The following is a 21,254-nucleotide window of genomic DNA, read 5'->3' as shown; positions in this document are numbered from 1 at the left end:
CAGACCCGCAGCGGGCCGCCACCGTCTTCAGACGGTGGCGGTCCGATTTCACCCGGCGACAGTGACTGAATCGAGGCGCCTGTGGAGATCGCCGAGCTGGCGGTGCCGCAGCCGGTGGCACCCGGCCGGCGGGCCGCTCCGGCACGCCGCGCGGCGCGCGAGCTGCTGCTCGTCGCCACGCTGTTCCTCCTCTACAAGCTGGCGCGGATGGCGGTGGCCGGTCGGGTGTCGACCGCGCTGGCCAACGGCGAGTCGATCTGGCACCTCGAGCGGCTGTTTCACCTGCCCCACGAGGCTGCCGTCCAGCAACCGCTGCTCGCGCACGATCTGGTGGCGCACCTGGCCAACGGCTACTACGCGTACGTGCACTTCCCCGCCACGGTGATCACTCTCATCTGGCTGTACCTCCGGCACCCGGCGCACTACCTGTGGACGCGTCGCGTGCTCGCCTGTCTCACCGCGGCGGCTCTGGCCCTGCACCTCCTGGTCCCGCTGGCGCCGCCCCGGCTGACCGCGCTGACGGGCCTGGTGGACACCGGCCGCCGGTTCGGGCCCACCGTCTACGGTCCTCCGGACACCGACACCCTCAGCAACCAGTACGCCGCCATGCCGTCCCTGCACGTCGGGTGGGCGCTGGCGGTGGCCGTCGCGCTCGTCGCGGTGACCCGCGGACGCCTGCGGTGGCTGTGGCTGGCCCACCCGCTCGTCACCCTGCTGGTCGTCGTGGCCACCGGCAACCACTACTGGCTCGACGGTGTGGTGGCGGCACTGATGCTCGGGGTCGTCCACCTGGTCCTGCCCACGCCCGCCGAGCGACCCGAGTCGCTCAGCCCACCGGGACGCCGTACTCGCGCTCGGTGAACAGGTCGACGTCGCGCGGGCCCAGTTTGGCGACCCGTCGCGCGTGCAGGGCGAGCTGTCGACGTGCCTCGCCGAGGCGGCGGCTGGCGATCGTCATCTCGTCGGACGCCTCGAACGGCTCCGTTCCGCTGGCCCGCAGCGCGGCGGCCAGCACCGCGTTGAACGCGGTCATGAGCCCGTTGGCAAGCGCGATGCCGTCCTGGTCCGCGCGCGTCCAGATCTCCGACCAGGCGGCCTCCACAGTGACCATGTCCCGGGCCAGCCAGTCGTGCAGCACCATCGGCCCCACCGGCTTGTGCCCTCCGAGCAGGTCGTTACCCGCCTCCGGCAGGCTCGACCGCCAGTACCTGGTCTGCCGCAACGCCTCGGCCTTGTGGGCGAGGCGTAGGGCACCGGACAGCACCAGGACGTACGCCCGCTGAAGCTCGGCCCGCTCCCGCTGCCGCCGCCGGATCCGACTGTGCACCCACACCACGAACAGCGATGCGAAGGCGGTGATCGCGGAGCCGAGCAGGGCGGCCAGGGTTGAGTTCACGCCGACATGATGCCTGCCGCCGCTCGACGTCGCCGCGCGGGCTCACGCCGACCCGGATCACCGCTCGGGGGCCGGTCCGTCGATCGGTTCCGCCGGCTGGACGTACCGGAGCTGGACGCGGCCGCCACCCCGCGAGGCGGGTGTGGCGGCCGCGGGACCTCAGCGGTAGCCGGCGGCGACGATGTTCGCCTGTAGCGCGTTCTCGGTCGCGTCGGACGGGTAGCCCGCCACCATCGCGCCCTCGTAGAAGGTTCCGACACTCTGGTTGGAGTTGTCGATGCAGCAGTCACCACCACTGCCCAGGATGATCGCGCCCTGCTTCCTCATCGGGTTGTAGCCCGAGGGCAGCGAGCCGTCCCAGAGCGTGTAGAGGTTGCCGGACTGGGCGTTGCTGCCCTTGATGGCGAAGCGCGTCGTGCCGTTGTTCTTCAAGGTCGCGGTGACGAACTTGCTGGTGAACGCCCGCTGGTTGGGGTTCCACGAGCTGCTGCCGCCCGGGAACAGGCCGTACTCCAGGTCGGCCTGCACCCAGGGACCGCTGCCGGAGCAGCCGCCGAACCAGCAGCTCGTACCGAAGTAGATGGCGTCCATCGCGCCCCGGCCGTCGGCCCGACGGGTGGTCTCACTGTTGCCGTAGTCGAAGCAGCAGCCGCCGTTGACGTGGGTGCCGCTGGTCACCATGTACATGCCCTCCGGCGCGGCCCCGGTCGGGATGCCGGTCAGGTGCCCGTCGCGCCAGTAGCTGCTGTTGCCGTTGATGTAGAGCGAGTAGACCTTGTTGCCGCCGACGGTCAACGACTCCCTGGTCGCGACCGCCGGCTGCACGGCGCCCCCGATGCCCCCCGCGCCCTGGTAGCCGAGGTTGTTGCCGCGCCCGGACTGGTCGTAGATGACTGTGATGACGCACGTGGTGTTCGCGCAGAAGCTGTCCTGGGTGGCGGAGTTGGCCCGGCCTCCGGTGCTGAGCACCCCGATGTTTCGGGTGCTGTTGTCCGAGGATCGGCGTACCTGGTAGAGCGAGCCGTTGTAGGAGGCGTACAGGGCGCGGGTCGTGCTGTGCGCCGCGACGCAGGGTGTGCCACCTGCCGAGTAGAGGTCGCAGGGCAGGGTCGTGGCCGGCGGGGGAGTGGTCGGCGGCGGGGTCGTGGGTGGCGGAGTCGTCGGCGGAGGTGTGGTGGGCGGCGGCGTGGTGGGTGCCGGGTTCGTCGGGCTCACCCCTCCCGTGCAGGTGGTGCCGTTCAGGGCGAAGGACGCCGGCTCGGGGTTGCTGCCGGTCCAACTGCCGTTGAAGCCGAAGCTCGTGCTGCCGTTTGTGGGAATGCTGGCGTTGTAGGGGGCATTGGTGACGGTGACCTCGCTGCCCGCCTGCGTGTAGCTGCCGTTCCACAGTTGGGTGACGGCCTGGCCAGCGGCGAAGTTCCAGGTCAGCCGCCATCCGTCGACGGCGTCGCCCAGGTTGGTGATGGTGACGTTGGCGCCGAAGCCGCCCTGCCACTGGGAGCTGATCGAGTAGGTCACCTGGCACCCGGCGGCGGCCGCCGAGGCGCCGGTCTGGGTGAGGGCGGCGCCGACGAGCACGAATGTGGCCGCGGCGGCGATGAGTGCTGGCCGCCGATGGTGGGCTTGTCTGATTCGCACGTGCTCTCCTCATCGGTGAGAGATTGACGATGTGCCGGAGGCCGGCCCGTTCCCCCTGCTCGGGCCCGGACTCTGAGCAGGGGGAATGGCGGGACGTGGCCCGGTCTGCGGCCGCGTACGGCGACGCCGGGGCCGTCCGGTGCCGAGGTGAGCCGTCGGGGACGGCGTGGTCGGCGGGCCTGGCGGTTCGGTACGTGGCGTTACGGTCGCCGGTCACCGCCCACGGCCCTGCCCGGGGACGCGGTGGTGATCGATGAAGTGGCCGTGGCCTGGAATCGTCCGGCCCTCGGCGCGAGTCGCCCGGTGGTGACCTCGGGCCGTCCCGTGCCGGCCACGCTCCACCCGCCCACGCCGCGAACGATGTCGACCGCACAGCCGGGACCAGGGATGACAGGCCCATCGTGACGGTCGGATTACGCTCAGATATCGACGGTCGTCGGCAACGTTAGCGTTAACAGAAGACCATGTCTATAGACGACTGTTGGTATCTCACGCGCGCTGGTTCCCGGTCGGCGGGGGTGTGCATCCTGCCGGCCGCTCGGTGTTGGCGCTAACACCACGCGCGGCGCCTGGGCGCGCGGCTCGACGTGCCCGGGAGGTGCCGTACCGGTCAGATCGGCCAGTGCTGGGTGACGATGTCGATGGCGCCCTTGACCGCCTCCGCCAGTGTGCCGCCAACAGTGGCCAGCGCGGCAAGTGTCTCCAGCGACGTCAGCACCGGCTTGCGGTCCGGCTGTTGTTCCTCGCGGGCGACCTCGATGGCGGCCACCTCGCGGCCGGCGCGGTCCGGGTCCTCGAAGTCGGCGACATGTTCCTTGAGGATGCGCAGCAGCGCGTCGAACCGCTGAGCGGGGTCGCCGGTCTCGTTGTGCTGGATCATGGTGACGTTGTTGTTGCCCATCGCCTGTTGACCACCGTGGATCGTGTTGTGGAAGACGATCGACTGGGCCGGCTGGTCGGGGTCTGGCACGGGAAACCTCCTAGTTGTTCTTCTGCTCGAACGTGACGTTGGAGCTGGCCATCGCCTGCTGACCGCCGAAGATGTTGTTGACGTTGCCGAAGATGTTCTGCACCTGGGACGCGCGCTGGACCAGGTTGCCGGTGTCCAGGCCACGTTCGGTGAGGAACGAGACGACAGCCTCCAGCACGGCCCGCTCCAGGAGCTTCGTGTACTTCCACTCGTCGAGCAGTTGCAGGTGCTTGACAGCGGCCGGCTCCGCGACGAGTTCACGCACACTGACCCGGGCGCCGTAGTCGTGCGTCCGGAACTGCTCGCTCGCGGCGAGCGCGTCGTCCATCCGGGTCTTCATGCCCCGATCGTGGCGCAGCCGCTTGACGAGGTGCCAGCCGCTGAGCACCGAGTCGGTCACCATGTTCGCCAGCACGTCGCGCACGATCCGGACCATCGACTGCTCGGGCCGCAGCCTGTCGACAAGCGCGTACCGGGCCTTGATGGGGTACATCACCGTGGTGATGAACTCGACGTAGAGCAACCCGCCCTCGACGGCTGCGTGCACGAACGCGGAGATGTCGATGCCGAGGTCCTGCTCGGGCAGCACGAGCCGCCCGTCGGCGGTGTGCAGCGGCTTGCCGGCGCCGCTGACCACGATCCGGTCGTAGTAGCGCAGCCCGCCCTGCGGATGCCGGACGATCACGTCGATCACCTCTTCCGAGGCGCGGCTGCGCGGCATCCCGGTCGCCGGGTCGAGCAGCGGGTCACCCTGGCGGCGTACCCCGTCGGCGACGATGTGTGGCACCAGCGAGAGCCCGGGCACCCGGACGGCGCGGGGCAGCGGATCCTCCCGCATCCGCCGGATCGCCGCCCGGACGTGCGCGGTCAGCGCGGGCCCCAGCTCGGCCTGGTCGATCGGCGGGGCGTCCGGGCCGGCGGCCTGCCGCACCGGGATGGCGTACGACCAGCCGTGCTCGGCGGCACCGCAGCCCAGGAAGGGGTCGTCCTCCTGGATGGTGATGTTGCCGTACTGGGCGCGGGCCACCAGGTCGAGCCGGCGGGCCACCCGTTCGTTGGGCAGGGTCGGCAGGACCGGCGCGATGCCGGGGCGCAGCTCGTCGGTCAGGATCTGGTGGGTGGTGCGCTCGAACCGGACCAGGACCGTGAGCGTGGCGATCCCGAGCAGGAGGGGCATCCAGGCCACGAAGCCGAAGAGGCCGGCCGCCATCCTGGTCTGCAGCGCCTCGACAAGTGAGTCGGTACTGAGGTCGGAGCCGGTGCCCAGCAGGGTGCCGGCGAAGATCTGGAGGCTGCTGGACAGACTGAACAGCGGCAGGATGAGCGCCAGACCACCACTGCACAGCACGATGGTGATCAGCGTGCCGAACAACAGGAAGCGGACGGGCATGGACATCCTGCGCGCTTCCCGGGAGCGCGCCAGCAGCACGATGAGCCCGAGCACCACCCAGCCCACGGTGGCGGTGATCGAGACCAGCAGACCGACGACGAGCAGCCCGAACAGGATGCTGTCCCGGACCAGGTAGCGACGCTGTGCCCGGAAGCAGTGCCGCACGACCGCGTTGAGGTCGAAGCCGAACGAGAGCGCCACGGCACGCCGTTCGTCCTCGATCACCTCTCTGATCACCGTCTCGGCGTAGTCCTGGTCGAGGTAGGCCGCGCCACACAGGCGCCGCGTGGTGTCGGACAGCCGCGGGGGCGCCTGGTACGACGGGAAGTCGAAGTGGTCGGTAGGTGCCGCCTCGGTCACCGTCACGATGTCATCTCCCGGCTCCCTAGATTTCCTTACTGGTGCGGGTGGGCAACCCGCGTGAGACGGCTATGGGGTTCCACCGGCGCAGAAACTCGTTCTTGGCCTTCTGGGACTGCTCGGAGAGCTGGTTGCCGCGCCGCCAGTTGGCGTCGAGCGAGCAGCCGGAGCTGATGGAGCGTCGCGTCCAGGCGGCGTAGGCCGCGTCGGCGTCCCCGGCGTACGTGAAGGCGGAGACCAGGTGCGAGCGCATCGCCGGCCCGTCGGTGAGCGCGTCGACTGTCAGTGCCTCGGCCTGGTCGCGTTGGGTGCGGCGTTGGCGTGTCACGCCGTCCAACAGGCCGAGCGAGCGGTTCAGGTCGCGGCACTCACCCACTGCCGCGATGGCGGTGGCCAGGTCGCCGCGCGAGGCGATCGACTCCGACAGCAGCGCGTCGACCGCCTCCGCCTGCGTACGCCGCCGGGCCTCCGGATCGTCGCTCACCGTCGGCGTCGGTGTGTCCGGGTCGGGCGTCGTCGGCGGCGTCTCGGTGGGCACTTCGTCGTCGGCCGTCGGGGTCGTCGAGGTGGACGCCGCCTCGGGGACGGCGGCGGGCAGCGGCACCGTCATTCCCGCGACGAGCGCCACCGCGACGGTCACCACGACCGTGGGCACCACAAGCTGGAACCCTCGCCTCAGGTCACCGTCACGGCCGTCACCACCGGCGGCGCGCGCCCACAGATGGCCAGGCGACTCGGGTACGCCCCGAACTGCCGTCAACAGGTAGATGGCGACGGCGAGGGCGGCGAGCACGTACTGCCACGGGGCCAGTCGACCCGGCACCCCGGACGGGTCTTCGGCGCCCCGGGCGACCGCGACGAGCAGGAGCAGCAGCACCCAGCCGGCGAACAGCAGCGCGCACACCAGCAGATCCCACAGCGGGGGTGGCAGGCCCATCCCGGACATCGCGCCCCGCGGCCCGTCGACTGGCGAGGCTCCCGACGGCTCGGTCGCGGAGGATGTCGCGGTGGGTGGCTCGGTCCCGAGGTTCGTCGGGCCTGGTGGCTCGGTGCTCGGGTCGGGTGGCTCGGTGGCGACCGAGAACGCGCGAGGCTGAGGCTCCGGCTGTGGCACGGCGGCGCCGGGCAGGGCCGAACCGCACCGTAGGCAGGTGGGGAGAGCCGCATCGGTGTCGGCTTCACAGCTGGCACAACGCATCGATCACCGCCTTCACCGGCAGGCGTTTGTCACAGTGGACGTTAGTGACGTGATCGATGTCCGACATCCTCCGCCCGGGCCGGCGTTGGCGATCGCGGATATCCGACAGTCCCCAGTGGAGCAACCGGCCCGGGTCGGCGAGGAGAGCCGAGTGGATCCGGCGGACAGTGGGCCGCCGGTGTCGGCCTGCGGTCAGTGGGTCTCGGGTACGGCCATCTCGCCGAGCAGCGACCAGTCCTGCTGCGGAACCGTGGTGTTGACGATGCGCGGCGTCTCGGCCAGGTGCGGCGGCAGCGTCTCCTGTGCGGCGCGGAAGTGGGCCGACTGGACGTGTGCCCCGCCTGCCTCCTCGTCGCGGAAGGCTTCGACAAGGACGTACTCGGTCGGGTCGTCCAGGCTGCGGGACCAGTCGAACCACAGGCAGCCCGGCTCGGCGCGGGTCGCCTCGGTGAACGCCGCGGCGATCTGCGGCCACTGGTCGGCGTGCTCGGGCAGCACCCGGAACTTCGCGGTAATGAAGATCATGGCCTGAAGGCTACCCAGCGGTCGTCGACCGAGCGCTCAGGACGCCTCGCGGACCCGCAGGTCGGCCAGCCACACCTCGGCCAGGTCGCTGAGCGGAACGCCGAGGACCTCGCTGAGGCAGACCACGGTGCCGAACGCGGGTGCCGGGAGCCGGCCCACCTCGATCTTGCGCAGCGTCTCCGGTGAGATGCCGGCCGCCAGGGCCACCTCGACGAGACTGCGGCTGCCCCGGGCGACCCGGAGGGCCGCTCCGAGGCGCTGCCCCGCGGCGATCTGTTCCGGGGTGAGGGGTGGGCGGACCATGTGAGCAGGATAGATGCGCCCGCACTGACCGGCAATGTCGACCCGCCGGCCCCCTCGGGCCAACGTGGTATAAATATACCGCACCGGAGATGGAAGGGTTGATCGTGATCGAGCTTAAAACCGCTGCGGAAGTCGATCGGATGGCCGTGACCGGCCAGTTCGTCGGCGAGCTGCTGGCCGAGCTACGCGCGGTGGCCGCAGCGGGGGTCAACCTGCTGGACCTGGAGCACCACGCCCGCCGCCGGATCAGGGAGCGGGGCGCCGACTCCTGCTACTGGGACTACACGCCGTCGTTCGGTCGCGGCCCGTTCCGCAACGTCCTGTGCCTCTCGGTCAACGACGCCGTGCTGCACGGTCTGCCGCACGACTACGTCCTGCGCGACGGTGACCTGCTGAGCATCGACATGGCGGTCGGGATCGACGGCTGGGCTGCCGACTCCGCGCTGTCCGTCGTCGTCGGCACCCCCGACCCGGAGGATCTGATGCTGATCGAGGCCACCGAGGTCGCGCTGACGGCCGGCATCGACGCCGCGCGGCCGGGCAATCAGCTCGGCGACATCTCCGCCGCCATCGGCCAGGTGGCCCACCGCTACGGCTACCAGGTCAACGACGAGTTCGGCGGGCACGGCATCGGCCGCACCATGCACGAGGCCCCGCACGTGCCCAACAACGGGCGACCCGGGCGGGGCATGAAGCTCAAGCCCGGCCTGACGCTCGCGATCGAGCCGTGGTTCTGCCGCAGCACCGGCAAGATCAAATTCGATCAGGACGGCTGGACGATCCGCTCCGCGGACGGCTCGCGCTCGGCCCACTCCGAGCACACCGTCGCGATCACCGACGCCGGCCCCCGGGTGCTGACCGACCGCCCCGGCCAGGGCGTACTGCCGGGCAGCCGCAGCGGGCAGTCGACCGCGACGTCCTGAGGCGTACCGCTGGGGAGCGTGCGGGCCGTCGGTCGGCCCTGATCGTCGCCGCCGGTGTCGTGCGTCCGCAGGTCACCCCGGTTCGATCGGGATCGTGACGGTGACCCGGGTCGGGCCGCCGACCGGGCTGTCGACCGACAGGCGGGCGTCGATGGCGTCGAGGCGACCCATGATGCCGCGCAGGCCGGTGCCGCGCCCCGGGCCGGCGCCACCGGAACCGTTGTCGTCGACGTGGATCCGTAGCATCTCGCCGGCCTGGTCGAAGGTCACCGACGCCACTGTGGCGGCGCTGTGTTTCGCCACGTTGGCCAGGGCTTCGGCCACCGCGAAGTACGCCGCGGTCTGCGCCGCCGGTGGGAGCTGCGCCGGCGGGTCGCCGGTGACGGTGACGGGAACGGCGAGGTCGAGCGCCAGGGCGCGGACGGCGTCACCGAGGCCACGGTCGGCGAGGACCGCCGGGTGGATGCTCTGGGTGACGGTGCGAAGGTCGTCGAGGGCGGCGGTCGCCGTGGCGCGGGCCTCCGCCAGCAGCTGCGCGGCGCCGTCGATGTCGCGGCGCAGCAGGTCCCCGGCCAGGCCGAGGGTCAGCGCCAGGGACACCAGACGGGCCTGGGCCCCGTCGTGCAGGTCGCGTTCGATCCGTTTCAGCTCGGCCGCCTGCTGGTCCACGGCGCTGCGGCGGGAACGGGTCAGCGTGGCGACCCGCTCGGTGAGCTCCCGCTCGCGGGCACCGGGAGGGCGACTGACCACCCAGGCGTGCAGCCCGACGATCGTCACCAGGCCGAGCAGCGTCCAGGCCGGCCAGAAGTAGCCGCCGCCGGTGAGCACCCAGACGCTGAGGTCGGCGCACCCGATCAGGGTGCAGGCGGCGGCGTCGAGGGCGAGCCACAGACGCCGGCCCGGTGGCACCCGCAGTGCCCGCCGCAGCAGGAGCCGGCCGAGTAGGACGACGCCGACCCCGAAGTACACCCACCGGGGCCAGAACACGCCCCGGCCGGTGACCAGCCAGGCGACCGTGGCCGCGACGCAGAGCACCCCGGCCACGGTCCTGCGGGTGACGGCGGTCATCGGCGGGTGGCGCGGTAGGTGATGCGGCGCAGCAGCGTCTCCGCCGGCCCCCGGTGACCGGTGACACTCAGAGCCCAGGCGGCGGCCAGCGAGACCAGCCAGGTGACGACCGCCACGCCGGCGGCCGCGTACGTGCCCCGCAGGTGCAGCGCCCACGGTGCGAACAGCGCCAGCCACACCGCGGACTGCAACAGGTACCCGCTCAGCGACCGTTGCCCGAGCGCGACCACCGGGGCGAGCAGGGCACGGCCGCGGCGGGCACGGTCGAGTCGCAGTGCCAGCAGGCCGAACAACGCCACGTAGCCGGGCCCTCCGTACTCGCCGCTCACGGCGTGGACGAGTGCCATGGCCTCGACCGTAGTGGCGTCGACGTGCACGGCACCAGCGGCGATCAGCGCGTACGGGAGCGCGCCGACGACGGAGATGCCGAGGCAGCCGACGGCGACGCGGCGCAGCAGCACGCGGTGCGCGACGGGGTTCTCCAGGATGCGGTGCCGGGCCGCCCAGATGCCCAGCCACACGATGACGATGAACGGGAGCACGGTGGCGGTGTGGACCGGCCACTCGGCGAGACGGTCGAGGACGGACTGGCCGTACGACGAGGCGGCGAGCGACGGATTCGGCGTGTTGGCCAGGACGGCGTCGCCGCCGCGCGCGCCGACGAGCGCGGTCAGCGCCAGGACCCCGGCGTACGCGGTCTGGATGCCCCAGAGCCACAGCACGACGCGGTGGAACCGGTCGCCGCGACGCAGCAACAGCAGGGTGGCGACGATACCGACGATGCCGTACGCGCCGAGGAAGTCCCCGAAGTACAGCAGCGTCGCGTGGCACAGGCCGAAGACGATCAGGGCGGCGTTGCGCCGCAGCAGGATCCGCCGTCCGCTCTCGCCCTGTCGTCGGGCGATCTGCACGAGGCCGTACCCGAACATGACGGCGAAGACCGGGTAGGCGCGGCTGTCGACGAACGTCGCCAGGACGGCGTTGACGACGCGCTGCGCGCCGTGCGGCGTGCCGTCCAGGCCGGGCTGGCCGGCGAACGCGGCGTTCGCGGCGTTCGCGAGCGCGATGAACAGCAGCATGGCCCCGCGGGCGAGGTCGGGAGCGAGGGCGCGGTCGGCGCGGGGGACAGGGCCCGGTTGGAGGGCCGTCGTGCTAACGGTTGCGGTCATGTTCTCAGGCTCGCCGCTGGCGCGACGCGTTTCGAGGAGCCTGGAATCCCTCCCGTGGTGGTACCAGTACCCCTATGCGTCGAGGTAGGCGAGGACGGCGAGGACGCGCCGGTTGTCGTCCTCGGAGGACTGCAGCCCGAGCTTGGCGAAGATGCTGTTGGTGTGCTTCGCGACGGCCTTCTCCGTGATGAACAGGGCCGCGCCGATGGCGGCGTTGGACCGGCCCTGCGCCATCTGCCCGAGCACCTCCCGCTCGCGGGGGGTCAACCGGTCCAGTGGCAGCACCCGCGTCCGGCTGTCGAGCAGCTTCGCCACCACGGTGGGGTCGAGGGCGGTGCCGCCCGCGGCGACCCGGCGGACCGCGGCGACGAACTCCCCGAGGTCGGACACCCGGTCCTTGAGCAGGTAGCCGATCCCGCCGTGGCCGTCGGCGAGCAGTTCCCGCGCGTACAGCCGCTCCACGTACGCCGAGAGCACCAGCACCGGCAGTCCCGGCACCTCGGCCCGCGCCGCGAGCGCGGCCCGCAGACCCTCATCGGTGTACGACGGCGGCAGCCGCACGTCGACCACGGCCACGTCGGGGCGCCGCGTGACGAGCTCGGTCAGCAGATCCGGCCCGGTGCCCACGGCGGCGACCACCTCGAAGCCGTGCGCCTCCAACAGCCGGATCAGCCCGTCCCGCAACAACATCAGGTCTTCCGCCACCACCACCCGCACCCGGCAACGGTAGCGGTCCCGCCGCCGGGTGTGGGTACGCGTCAGCGCAGGCCGGCGAAGAGGTCGTCCTCGGGCACCGGCGCGTCGGTGGTGTCCCGTACCCGGACGAAGGTCTCGGTGCCCATCAGCTCGGTGAACCGCTCCTGGCCCAGCTGGAGGAAGAAGATGTTCTCGGTCTGGCTGGCGTGCGCGGCCAGGGCCTCGAACTTCTGCGCGCCGTAGCTCCGGGTGTCGACCCAGGTGGTGATCTCGTCGTCGGGCAGCCCCAGCTCGGGCTGGTCGGACGACGGGTCCGGCTCGGCCCACTCGACGCCGAGCTCCTTCATGATCTGGCCGAACTCCGCGAACGCCGTCCGCGGCACGGTGGTCCAGTAGACCTTCGCGGGTATGTCGGTCTGCGCGACGGCGGCCATGGTGATGCGGTGCGCCTGGATGTGGTCCGGGTGGCCGTAGAAGCCGTTCTCGTCGTAGGTCACGATGACGTCCGGCTGGTAGCGGCGGATCAGGTCGGCAAGCCGGTCCGCGGCCTGGGCCACCGGCGTCGTCCAGAAGGAGCCGGGCTGGTCGTTCGTCGACCAACCCATCATCCCGGAGTCGGCGTAGCCGAGCGTCTCCAGGTGGGTGACCTTCAACGTGGCCGCGCTGGCCTCCAGCTCGGCCTGACGCATCGCCACGACGGCGGCCGGGTCGTGGCCGGGCTCACCGGGCTTGACCCCGCCGGGGCCGTCGCCGCATCGCCCGTCGGTGCAGGTCACGAGGATTGTGGTGACACCTTCGGCCGCGTACCGGGCGAGGATGCCACCGGTGCTCGTCGCCTCGTCGTCGGGGTGCGCGTGCACCGCCATCAGGGTCAGGGATCGCTCAGCCATGCCACCACCCTACGACCAGCGTCGTGGTCACACGGGGGTGTCCTGTTCGCGCACGCATCCTAGCGATCCGCGCACCGGCCCTGCTTTCCTGCGCAACTCGCTGTCGGGCGGCTCGCGGATTCCTACCATTTCGGGGCTGGGCCGGTGGTCCGGGGTCGCGTTTCGACAGCGGGAATCAGCCGGGGCAGGGGACCGGTTCCATGGCCCTGTTCGATGCCGTGCGACAGGTCGACGCCGGGGTCCTGTGGAGGTCTGAGCCGCCGGCCTACGGGCGTTCGATGCGGGTCGGGTCGCCCCGCACGAGGTCGTCGTGGATGCGCCAACGAGCGGTCGTGACCGCGCGGCGGGTCGCCTCGTCGCCGCGCTCGACACGCTGGCGCAGCAGCTCAAGGGCGATGCGCCGGTTCAGACTGAACTGCCGTTCGTCGTCCACCACCACGACCAGGCCCGAGGGGCGGTGGGTGGCGCGTACCGCCGTGCTGGCCTTGTTCCGGTGCTGCCCGCCGGGACCGCCGGTGCGGCACCCGACGATGTCGACGTCGGCCTCGGTGAACGTCGTCGTCGGCGCGTCGCTCGGCGGCGGCTGCGCGGTCACGTACCAGTTCTTTCGACCCGCGCTCGTCCGGTAGGGGCTGGGCGCCTGCCAGCACAGCGTCCCCGTCCAGGAGGCGGCGAACGCCTCGACGTCGGCGCCGGACAGCCGGATCAGCACCGACCGGTAGGTGCCACTGTGGTCACCGGGCACCGCGTCGACCCGCTGGACCGTCACGCCCCGCCGGGAGGCGTCACCCTCCAGGCGGCGCAACAGGTGGGCCAGCGCCCACGCGCACTCCCGCGGCCCACGGCCGGCGGACAGCAGCAGGTGCGCGTTCACGACCGGCCCCGCCCGCGACGCCGGTCGCGCCGGTCCGACCTCGGCGCGGCCCCGACATCCGGCGTCTTGTAGGTGACCAGGGGGATCGTGGTGGCCACCGGCGTGGCGAGCCGGTGCTCGACGAGATCGCCGATCACCTGCTCGATCCGCTTGTACGCCGTGGGCGCCTCCTCGAAGAGCAACTGGCGGTCGCCGCACACCACCAGCGAACCCACCGGGGTACGCCGCAGCTCCTCGACCGTGTGCTTGGCCCGGCCCCGGCGCAGCGCGTCGGCGCGGGACATCTTCCGGCCCGCGCCGTGCGCCACCGAGTGGTTGGCGTCCGCCCCGGCGTGGGCGGCCACCAGGTACGACGCGGTGCCCCGCGTACCGGCGACGAGCACGTCGCGGCCGTCACCGGGCGCGGCTCCCTTGCGGTGCAGGTAGACGCCGTCGCGCACCTCGACCAGGTTGTGGCACTGGTCGACGACCGGCTCGGTCGGCTCGGCCCCCAAGGCGTACGCGACCCGGGCGGCCAGCAGCCGCCGGTTGAGCGAACCCCAGCGCACCGCCTCGTCGTGCCGGGCCAGGTACGCGGCCGGGTCGGGAGCGGGGCCCGCCCCGTGCGTCTCGGTGTGCGTGCGCAGGATCCGCTCACCCAGGCCCCGCGAGCCGCTGTGCACGACGAGGACGAGGTCACCCGTTGCCAGCCCGAGTCGGTGCGCGTGCTCCGGTGCGAAGACGGTGTCGACGCGAGCCAGTTCGACGAAGTGGTTACCGCGGCCGACCGTACCGAGACCGTCCAGATGGCCGGCGGGAACGTCGCCCGCGACGACGGCCCAGGCCGGGTCGTCGGCGTCCCGCTCGGGGTCGAGCGCGCGGTCGAGGTCGGGGAACCGGGCAGCCAGCCGCTCGGGTACGACGCGCCGCAGTCGAATGGGGAACACCGCGATGCCGCAACCGATGTCCGAGCCCACCAGGAACGGGTACAGGACGGTCGACGCCATGGCCGCGCCGATGGGGGCGCCCTTGCCCGGGTGCAGGTCCGGCATGCCGGCAACGTGGACCATGCCGTCGAGGGCGGCCACCTGCCGGCACTGGTCGAGCGCGGCGGACTCGACCCAGCTCGCGGGGGACGCGAACACGGTGACGGTGGCCAGGGCGGACGGGGACGAGGACTCCCGAGGGGAGTGGTGCTCAGACAACGACGCTCACTTCTCGCTGAATCGCAAGTGGACGGACGGCAGTGCGGCACCGGGCGGCGCGAAGCGGCCTCGGCGCGGTGCTCAGGTGGTGTCCGTCAGTACGTCATGGGCACCACTCTGGCGACGCCCGCCGCGCGCGGCAAGCGATTATCGGCGGGCCTCGGCACGCGGTCGGCCCGTCTCACCAGCATCCGGTGAAGCCCGCCAGACGCTGCGGCGTACGCTGCCGCGATGACCGCACCGCGTCGCATCCTGATCTACGGGGTGTACGGCGCGGGCAAGTCCACTCTCGCCGCGCGGTTGACGCAACGCCTCGGGGTGCCGTGGTATCCGGTGGACGACCTGCTGTGGCTGCCGGGGTGGGTCGAGGTGCCCGTCGCCCAGCAGCGCAGCCGAATCGAGGAGATCTGCCGCCGGGACAGCTGGATTCTCGACGGCGCGTACCACGGATGGCGGGACGTGCCGCTGGCGCGCGCCGACCTGGTGGTGGCCCTGGACTACCCGCGGTGGCGCTCGTTCGGGCGGTTGCTGCGTCGTACGCTGCGCCGCCTGGGCACGGGCGAGGTGATCTGCAACGGGAACCGCGAATCCCTCGGCAGCGTGCTGTCCCGTGACTCGATCCTGCTCTGGCACGTCGGCGCGTTCGGCCGTGCGCGGCGGCGGATGCGGGCCTGGCAGGCCGATCCGACCGGGCCGCCGGTGCTGCTGTTCGCGAGCCCGGAGGCCCTGGACGACTGGCTGGCGAGCCTGCCGACCCGGTGAGCGGCGCTCAGGCCGCCTGCTGTTCCCGGCGGGTCGCGCGACCCAGAACGCACGGCGAGGAGGGGCTAGAGCTGCCGGTCGGGAACCGGAAGCGACGCAGCTCGTCGATGGCGAACCGGGCCGCCTCGATGGCGGCCGTGGTGTCGCGACCGGTGTGGCAGCCGGCGAACAGTTTCGGCCAGAGCGTGGCGTCGGAGAACCGCTGGACCCGACGGAGGCGACCGGGTTCCTCGGCGGCGACGTGCTCGAAGAAGCGCAGCTGCCCGCCGGGGCGCAGCACGCGGTGGATCTCGGCGAGCGCGGCGGCCTGGTCGGGAACGGTGCACAGCACCAACGCGACCACGACCGCGTCGAATTCGCCGTCGGCGGCGGGCAACGCCTCGGCCAGGCCGTCGACGACCGTGACCGGCACGGGCGCGGCCGGGGCAGCCCGGACGGCGGCGGCACGCAGGCGGCGTTCCGGCTCGACCGCGACGACCTCGGTCACGGTTGGGGGGTAGTGGGCGAACATGCGCCCGTTTCCGGCGCCGACCTCGAGCACCCGGCCGGTCAGGCCGGCGGCCAGGTCGCGGCGGAACTCGGCGGTGCCGGCGCGGTCCATGGCGACGCTGAGCCGCTCGTAGACCCGGGCGAACACCGGGTGGGACACAGCGGCCACGTCTACCTCCAGGATTCGCGGGCAGCGACCACAATCATGAGCGGCGAAGTCAACCGCGCCGGTGTGGCCCGCTCCGTAGGCTGGTTCTGGCGCCCGCATCCCCGGGACACGCCTTCCACTGGCGTGCACAGACGGCGTGATGCTCCGCTCGGGCGGCGTGGTGGTCGTTCGCGTCACTCGGGCGGCGCGTGCCGCAGCCGCTGCGCCAACTCCCGTACCGCGTCGGCGAACCCCTCGTCGGACTCGGACCGCCAGTGCCCCTGGATCGGTGGGGGAACGCTGTCGCCCGGCGGGGTCACCACGTCGCTGGGATCGCGCTCCCGGCGGTCCACCGCCGCCGCCGGGTCACCCTCGGATGCCCGTGACCCCCGGTCGGGGAAGACGCGCCCGCCGATCGCGTCGGTGTCGCGCCACAGGTTCACCCACCGCCAGCCGACCCGGCCGCCGATCTCGCGCAACACCGCGTCGTCGATGTACGCGGGAAAGAGCCGCGCGTACAGCCGGCGCAGCGGTGACCCGTACGTGAGCAGCGCGATCCGGCCGCCGATCCGGGGCGGCAACTGGAGTACGGCCGCGGCGAGCAGGACCGAGCCGTGGCTGTGTCCGGAGAGCAGCACGGCGTTGCCGCGCTCGACCAGGTAGGTGATGCGTCGCGTCAGCTCCGGCACGGCCCGCTCGGCGTAGCAGGGTGGCGCGAACGGGTGGGCGGCCCGGGGCCAGAAGGTCCCGAGGTCCCAGATGACGCCGACGTGCCGCCGGAACCCCTCGGTGCGGTAGGCGAAGACTCCGCCGAGGACCAGGCCGACGATGACCGCTGCCGTCGCCCAGCTGGCGAACGCGATGCTGAAGGTGGTCGCGTCCGAGGGCAGCCGGGTGTACCGCTCGACGACGTCGCCCGGAAACAGCCCCAGCAGATCGAGGGTGGTGGTGGCGGAGCCGATCCCGGCGAGGCAGCCGAAGACCACGGCCAGCAGCACCAGGCGTTCGGTGAATCTGGCTCGGGCCAGCGCGTCACGGACCTGGCGCAGCCGCGGTCCGGCCTCTGCCGGCGCGTTCGGATAGTCGCGCGCGATGATCGCCGCCGCCGCGCGGCGGCGGCCGGGGCGGGAGACCATGACGACCAGGCCGGCGACGAGCACCGTGACCACCGCGGTGCGGAGAAAACCAAAGATCGCCCAGGTGTACGCCCGGGGCGGGCCGGTCGCGATGCCCTCCCCGGTCGGCAGGTCGCGGTCGAGGTAGTCCGCCACCCGGTAGTTGAGCTCAGCGGCGTACGCCACCGCCGTGCTGATCCCCGTGGCCGCGATGACCAGCGCTCCCAGCCCGAACAGGGGGCTGCCTCTGCGCCGCCAGAGCAGCACGACACCGAGAGCGGCCAGCAGTGTCGTCTGGGCGGAGAACAGCCAGACCACTGTGGCGTCGTAGCCGGGCAGGGCATCCATCTCCCGCCAGGTCGCGGGGCTGGTCAGCACATGGGCCACGACCACGACGGTCAGGATGATCGCGGTCGTCCGGAGGGCGGTGGTGATCGCGTCGAGCCGCCGGTCGGTGGGGGACCGGTCGATCAACGGTGGCGTGCAGAGCAGCACCACGCAGGCAGCCAGGAGTACGCCGGTGGCCACCGCCAACGCGACAGTGGCGATCGACGCGCCTTCCGCGGCGCGGGCGGCGAGCAGGACGAGGCTCAGCGTCCCGAACGCGGCGGCGACGTGTACGGACCGGAGCCGTCCGACCAGCGGTTCGGAGTCCCACGTGCCGACCGTGCTGAGCCGATGCCCGGAGAATTCCTCGTCGGGCCTGCGGAACGCCTCGAACGACCGCCCGGGGCGGTTGCTGAGCCGCCAGACCAGGCCGATCGCGACGACCGGGACCAGCGCGAACACCGCCAGCCGCCGCCCGGCGGGCTGGTCGCTGAACCAGGACAACCAGCTGCGACCGGCCACGCAGCGGGGCGAGTTCAGGCAGTGCCAGGCGACGAGGTCGAGGGCGACGCCGGCGATGGCGAGCACGTACAGCGCGGTGAGCGTCAGCGCCAGCACCCGGCACAGGGACTTGACCATTGCCTCCGAGCGGGGGTTCGCCGGACGCATCCAGATCGCCACGTTGACCAGCAGGAACGGCAGCAGGAGCACCAGCGCCAGGGTCCGGGCCACGGTGCCGGAGGGCAGGTCGCCCCAGCGGTACGCCTCCAGCGTCACCCCTCGCGCCTCGGGCGTCGACCAGTGGGGGCGGACGCGGACGAAGCCGCCCACGCGGTCGCCGGCGACCTGCACCGTCCGCTCCAGGCCGAGAGCCTGCTCGGTGCTCGCGCCGGAGACGCCGTGCACCCGTAGCTCCACGATGTCGCCGAAGCTGTCGGGCCCGCTCACCCGCGCTGATCCATCCGCCATCGCCCCCCGAGGCGTCCGGCCGCCCGGTGCCGGCGATCCAGCCGCGGGCGGCCCCGCCACCCGCGTGGCAGACCGGGGTCTACCCCGCCCGGACGCGCCCAATCGCGCCGGCGACGCCTGTGGTGCGCGGGCCGCTCGCGGCGCTGCCGGCCCGCCTACCCGGCCCGGGTGCTCCCGGCCACCTGTCTGCGGTAGGTCCGTGGCGAGACGCCGGTGACACGCTTGAAGGCCACGCTGAGGGCGCTCTCCGAGCCGTACCCGACGGCCAGGGCGATGGCGGCGACGGTGTCCGAGCCGCGGCGGATGCGGTCCGCCGCGAGTTCGATCCGCCATCGGGTGAGGTACTCCAACGGGCCGACGCCGACGACCTGCCGGAAGCGGGCGGCGAGGGTGGAGCGGGAGACGGAGGCGGCGCGGGCGATCTCGTCCACCGTCCACGACTGCGCGGGTCGCCCGTGCATCGCCCGCAGCGCGGGGGCGACCACCGGATCGGCGAGCCCGGCCAGCCAGCCCGACGTGTGCTGCGGATCGCGGGCCAGGTGCAGCCGCAGGACCTGGATCAGCAGGACGAGCGCCAGGTGTTCGGCGACGAGCCGCGATCCGAGTTGAGGCTGCCGCAGCTCGCTGTCGATCTCGTCGAGCGCCCACCGGATGGTGGCCGCCGCGGGGGTGTCGGCGGGTACGTGGATGATCGGCGGAAGGCTGTCCAGCAGGAGACTGCGACCCCGGTCGCCCAGGGAGAACGCGCCGCCGATGAGGAACATGTCGTCGCCGTCGCCCGCGTGCGCCACGCCGTCGCCAGCGGCGGCGAAGATCGGGTACGCCGGCTGGACCGGTGCGTCGGGGTCACTGAAGAGCGTGTAGGCCACCGGCCGGGTCAGCAGGTAGCAGTCGCCTTCGGCGAGGCCGACCGGCTCGGGCTGGCCGTCGACGAGCAGGAAGCAGCGGCCGCGCCGGATGGCGTTGAACTTGGCGCCGGCCGGTGGGTCGAACCGGACCGCCCAGCGCCCTCCGGCGACGAGGCCGGCGGAGACGTGACTCGTCGCACCGAGCAACGCCAGTACGTCCTCAAGGGGATCCATCGGCACCGCCCTGGACGATCACTAAAGTATCGCGGATCTTAGACTATAGGCAGTCCAGGTCCAGGTTCATAGTCTGGCTGGCATGACAGCGAACCCACGCCTCACCACGTCGTTCACCGCCCGTACCACCGCCGTCGAGATCCTCGACGGCGTGGACCTCGCCGGGCGCCGGATGATCGTCACCGGCGGTGCCTCCGGCCTCGGTGTCGAGACGGTACGCGCCCTGGCCGGTGCCGGCGCCGAGGTCACCGTCGCGGTCCGTGACCCGCGGCGGGCCGCTCGGCTCGTCGAGGAGTTCGCCACCGACGCCACCCGGGGCGTCGTCCGGTCGGCCGCGCTCGACCTCGCCGATCTGGGCTCGGTCGACGCCTTCGTCGGGGCCTGGCGGGGCCCGCTCGACACGCTGGTCGCCAACGCCGGCATCATGGCGCTTCCGACTCGGCAGCTCTCCGCGCAGGGCTGGGAACTCCAGCTCGCGACCAACTACCTTGGTCACTTCGCGCTCGCCGTCGGTCTGCACGACAACTTGCGTGCCGCCGGGGCGGCCCGGGTCGTGGTGGTCAGCTCCGGGGCGCACCTGGGCGCTCCGTTCGATGTCGAGGACCCCCAGTTCGAGCGGCGCCCGTACGACCCGTGGTCGGCGTACGGGCAGTCCAAGACCGCGGACGTCCTGCTCGCGGTCGGCATCACCCGGCGGTGGGCGAGGGACGGGATCACCGCCAACGCCCTCAACCCCGGGTACATCCACACCAACCTGCAACGTCACATCGACGACGACATGATGCGCGCGCTCGGCGCGATGGACGAGGCGGGCAACCTGGTGGTGCCGGACTACTACAAGACGCCCGCCCAGGGAGCGGCGACCACCGTCCTGCTCGCCGCGTCACCCCTGCTCGACGGCATCGGCAGCCGGTACTTCGTCGACAACCAGGAGGCGGAGGTGGTGCCCGGTGGCCCGAACGCCACCGGCGGGGTCGCGGACCACGCGGTCGACCCGGTCGCCGCGGACCGGCTCTGGGCGTACGCCGAGAAGGTGCTCTCCTCGCGCTGAGCGCGACCGCCGCCGGGCGTCGGGCGCGGCGCGCTCGCGCGTGGCCGCGCCCGGCGGCCACGATTGATCGGGGTACGGCGGGGTAGCCGCCGTCATGGCAGCAATCTGAGCCATCACTGTTGCATCCTGAGCCAAAATGGTGCCATCATGGTGCCATGGACCTGAGGCCGTACGTCGAGAACCTGCGCAACGAGTTCGCTGTGGCCGCCGAGGGCGTCGACCCGGAGGGTCGGATACTGGCCGAGCGGCTCTTCACTCAACTGGAGGCGGCGACCCACCTCACGCTGCTCGAGGCGCTGTCCGACGCGGCCGACGAGATCACCCGCGATCTCGCCCCCGGGTCGGTGCACGTCCGGCTGCGCGGGCGCGAGCCCAACTTCGTGGTGACGCCCGCGAGCCCGCTGGCGGACAGCTCAGATGCGGTCAGCGAACCGTCTCCGGCGCCGGCGCCGCTGCTCCCGCCCGAGGGCGACGAGGGCGGCACGTCCCGGATCAACCTCCGTCTCCCCGACCATCTCAAGGCCAGCGTCGACGGGGCCGCCAGCCGGGCCGGGCTGTCCGTCAACGCCTGGCTGGTGCGAGCCGTCGCCGCCGCCGTCGGGGCCGGCGGCACGGATCGCCAGCCACCGCGTCGGTTGGAGCCGCCCCGCTCCGGCCAGCACGTCACCGGCTGGGCGCGCTGAGCCGCGCACCCTCCGCCACCTCCGTTCGCCTCCACCACCCACCT

The 21,254-nt window shown here is 72.2% G+C and carries 21 protein-coding genes; 5 read left to right on the top strand and 16 right to left on the bottom strand.

Translation table 11 applies throughout. From position 1 onward, the window contains the following. The first annotated feature begins 81 nt into the window (after positions 1-81). Entirely contained in the window at positions 82-861 is a 780-nt protein-coding gene (locus OG505_RS17325; RefSeq protein WP_405425717.1) for a phosphatase PAP2 family protein, read from the top strand. On the opposite strand, the gene OG505_RS17320 is transcribed toward OG505_RS17325, so the two are convergent. The 7 genes from OG505_RS17320 to OG505_RS17290 all read right to left on the bottom strand — a co-directional run bounded on the left by OG505_RS17320 (position 827) and on the right by OG505_RS17290 (position 7,780). Then, positions 827-1,396, bottom strand: a complete 570-nt coding sequence (locus tag OG505_RS17320) for a hypothetical protein (protein WP_405425715.1) — start codon at positions 1,394-1,396, stop codon at positions 827-829. The genes OG505_RS17325 and OG505_RS17320 overlap by 35 nt on opposite strands. Positions 1,397-1,555: 159 nt before the next feature. Then, positions 1,556-3,034, bottom strand: coding sequence for an arabinofuranosidase catalytic domain-containing protein (locus tag OG505_RS17315; RefSeq protein ID WP_405425713.1), 1,479 nt, complete (start codon positions 3,032-3,034; stop codon positions 1,556-1,558). 610 nt (positions 3,035-3,644) lie between these two features. Further along, positions 3,645-4,004, bottom strand: coding sequence for a hypothetical protein (locus tag OG505_RS17310; RefSeq protein ID WP_405425711.1), 360 nt, complete (start codon positions 4,002-4,004; stop codon positions 3,645-3,647). Positions 4,005-4,014: 10 nt separating this feature from the next. Continuing rightward, on the bottom strand, positions 4,015-5,760 hold the full coding sequence (locus OG505_RS17305) for a hypothetical protein (protein WP_405425709.1): 1,746 nt from the start codon (positions 5,758-5,760) through the stop codon (positions 4,015-4,017). 19 nt (positions 5,761-5,779) lie between these two features. Beyond that, positions 5,780-6,691, bottom strand: coding sequence for a hypothetical protein (locus OG505_RS17300; protein WP_405425707.1), 912 nt, complete (start codon positions 6,689-6,691; stop codon positions 5,780-5,782). 453 nt (positions 6,692-7,144) lie between these two features. Next, entirely contained in the window at positions 7,145-7,477 is a 333-nt protein-coding gene (locus tag OG505_RS17295; RefSeq protein ID WP_405425706.1) for a putative quinol monooxygenase, read from the bottom strand. A gap of 36 nt (positions 7,478-7,513) precedes the next feature. After that, positions 7,514-7,780 carry a helix-turn-helix domain-containing protein gene (locus OG505_RS17290; RefSeq protein WP_405425704.1) on the bottom strand — a complete coding sequence of 89 codons (267 nt, stop codon included), beginning with the start codon at positions 7,778-7,780 and terminating at the stop codon, positions 7,514-7,516. A 104-nt stretch (positions 7,781-7,884) separates the two neighbouring features. On the opposite strand from OG505_RS17290, the gene map reads away from it, so the two are divergent. After that, on the top strand, positions 7,885-8,703 hold the full coding sequence (gene map / locus OG505_RS17285; RefSeq protein WP_405434547.1) for a type I methionyl aminopeptidase: 819 nt from the start codon (positions 7,885-7,887) through the stop codon (positions 8,701-8,703). Between the two features lie 72 nt (positions 8,704-8,775). Here map and OG505_RS17280 read toward each other — a convergent pair whose 3' ends face one another. From OG505_RS17280 to OG505_RS17255, 6 genes are all read right to left on the bottom strand, one after another. After that, positions 8,776-9,771 (bottom strand): sensor histidine kinase, encoded by a 996-nt coding sequence (locus OG505_RS17280; protein ID WP_405425702.1) that lies wholly within the window; start codon positions 9,769-9,771, stop codon positions 8,776-8,778. Continuing rightward, positions 9,768-10,940 (bottom strand): DUF418 domain-containing protein, encoded by a 1,173-nt coding sequence (locus tag OG505_RS17275; RefSeq protein WP_405425700.1) that lies wholly within the window; start codon positions 10,938-10,940, stop codon positions 9,768-9,770. The genes OG505_RS17280 and OG505_RS17275 overlap by 4 nt, the downstream gene beginning before the upstream one ends. A 72-nt stretch (positions 10,941-11,012) precedes the next feature. Next, positions 11,013-11,657: a LuxR C-terminal-related transcriptional regulator gene (locus OG505_RS17270; RefSeq protein ID WP_405425699.1), complete on the bottom strand. Its 645-nt coding sequence runs from the start codon at positions 11,655-11,657 to the stop codon at positions 11,013-11,015. Between the two features lie 41 nt (positions 11,658-11,698). Then, positions 11,699-12,526 carry a PIG-L family deacetylase gene (locus tag OG505_RS17265; RefSeq protein ID WP_405425697.1) on the bottom strand — a complete coding sequence of 276 codons (828 nt, stop codon included), beginning with the start codon at positions 12,524-12,526 and terminating at the stop codon, positions 11,699-11,701. Between the two features lie 265 nt (positions 12,527-12,791). After that, entirely contained in the window at positions 12,792-13,400 is a 609-nt protein-coding gene (prfH, locus tag OG505_RS17260; protein WP_405425696.1) for a peptide chain release factor H, read from the bottom strand. Beyond that, on the bottom strand, positions 13,397-14,584 hold the full coding sequence (locus tag OG505_RS17255) for an RNA ligase RtcB family protein (protein WP_405425694.1): 1,188 nt from the start codon (positions 14,582-14,584) through the stop codon (positions 13,397-13,399). Before OG505_RS17255 ends, prfH begins: the two co-directional genes overlap by 4 nt. 231 nt (positions 14,585-14,815) lie before the next feature. Between OG505_RS17255 and OG505_RS17250 the strand changes: the two genes are divergently transcribed. Continuing rightward, the gene (locus OG505_RS17250) at positions 14,816-15,346 is read left to right on the top strand and encodes an adenylate kinase (RefSeq protein WP_405425693.1); all 531 of its coding nucleotides are present in this window, start codon (positions 14,816-14,818) and stop codon (positions 15,344-15,346) included. Between the two features lie 7 nt (positions 15,347-15,353). On the opposite strand, the gene OG505_RS17245 is transcribed toward OG505_RS17250, so the two are convergent. The 3 genes from OG505_RS17245 to OG505_RS17235 all read right to left on the bottom strand — a co-directional run bounded on the left by OG505_RS17245 (position 15,354) and on the right by OG505_RS17235 (position 19,476). After that, the gene (locus OG505_RS17245; RefSeq protein WP_405425691.1) at positions 15,354-16,004 is read right to left on the bottom strand and encodes a class I SAM-dependent methyltransferase; all 651 of its coding nucleotides are present in this window, start codon (positions 16,002-16,004) and stop codon (positions 15,354-15,356) included. Positions 16,005-16,177: 173 nt separating this feature from the next. Further along, entirely contained in the window at positions 16,178-18,373 is a 2,196-nt protein-coding gene (locus OG505_RS17240) for a hypothetical protein (protein WP_405425690.1), read from the bottom strand. Positions 18,374-18,549: 176 nt separating this feature from the next. After that, on the bottom strand, positions 18,550-19,476 hold the full coding sequence (locus tag OG505_RS17235; RefSeq protein WP_405425688.1) for an AraC family transcriptional regulator: 927 nt from the start codon (positions 19,474-19,476) through the stop codon (positions 18,550-18,552). An 82-nt stretch (positions 19,477-19,558) separates the two neighbouring features. Between OG505_RS17235 and OG505_RS17230 the strand changes: the two genes are divergently transcribed. Together OG505_RS17230 and OG505_RS17225 are read left to right on the top strand one after the other, a co-directional pair. Continuing rightward, positions 19,559-20,527 (top strand): SDR family NAD(P)-dependent oxidoreductase, encoded by a 969-nt coding sequence (locus OG505_RS17230; RefSeq protein ID WP_405425686.1) that lies wholly within the window; start codon positions 19,559-19,561, stop codon positions 20,525-20,527. A gap of 155 nt (positions 20,528-20,682) precedes the next feature. Further along, positions 20,683-21,210, top strand: coding sequence for a hypothetical protein (locus OG505_RS17225; protein ID WP_405425684.1), 528 nt, complete (start codon positions 20,683-20,685; stop codon positions 21,208-21,210). The last annotated feature ends 44 nt before the right edge of the window (positions 21,211-21,254 follow it).

Source organism: Micromonospora sp. NBC_00617 (assembly GCF_045161355.1).
Lineage (GTDB): Bacteria > Actinomycetota > Actinomycetes > Mycobacteriales > Micromonosporaceae > Micromonospora.
This window is presented reverse-complemented; position numbering and strand designations above follow the sequence as displayed.

What these genes read in the sequence shown, in the direction of transcription:
- OG505_RS17300 (WP_405425707.1), bottom strand. Translation starts at nt 6,691, where the DNA reads ATGGGCCTGCCACCCCCGCTGTGGGATCTGCTGGTGTGCGCGCTGCTG.
- OG505_RS17295 (WP_405425706.1), bottom strand. Translation starts at nt 7,477, where the DNA reads ATGATCTTCATTACCGCGAAGTTCCGGGTGCTGCCCGAGCACGCCGAC.
- OG505_RS17290 (WP_405425704.1), bottom strand. Translation starts at nt 7,780, where the DNA reads ATGGTCCGCCCACCCCTCACCCCGGAACAGATCGCCGCGGGGCAGCGC.
- OG505_RS17280 (WP_405425702.1), bottom strand. Translation starts at nt 9,771, where the DNA reads ATGACCGCCGTCACCCGCAGGACCGTGGCCGGGGTGCTCTGCGTCGCG.
- OG505_RS17275 (WP_405425700.1), bottom strand. Translation starts at nt 10,940, where the DNA reads ATGACCGCAACCGTTAGCACGACGGCCCTCCAACCGGGCCCTGTCCCC.
- OG505_RS17265 (WP_405425697.1), bottom strand. Translation starts at nt 12,526, where the DNA reads ATGGCTGAGCGATCCCTGACCCTGATGGCGGTGCACGCGCACCCCGAC.
- OG505_RS17250 (WP_405425693.1), top strand. Translation starts at nt 14,816, where the DNA reads ATGACCGCACCGCGTCGCATCCTGATCTACGGGGTGTACGGCGCGGGC.
- OG505_RS17235 (WP_405425688.1), bottom strand. Translation starts at nt 19,476, where the DNA reads ATGGATCCCCTTGAGGACGTACTGGCGTTGCTCGGTGCGACGAGTCAC.
- OG505_RS17230 (WP_405425686.1), top strand. Translation starts at nt 19,559, where the DNA reads ATGACAGCGAACCCACGCCTCACCACGTCGTTCACCGCCCGTACCACC.
- OG505_RS17225 (WP_405425684.1), top strand. Translation starts at nt 20,683, where the DNA reads ATGGACCTGAGGCCGTACGTCGAGAACCTGCGCAACGAGTTCGCTGTG.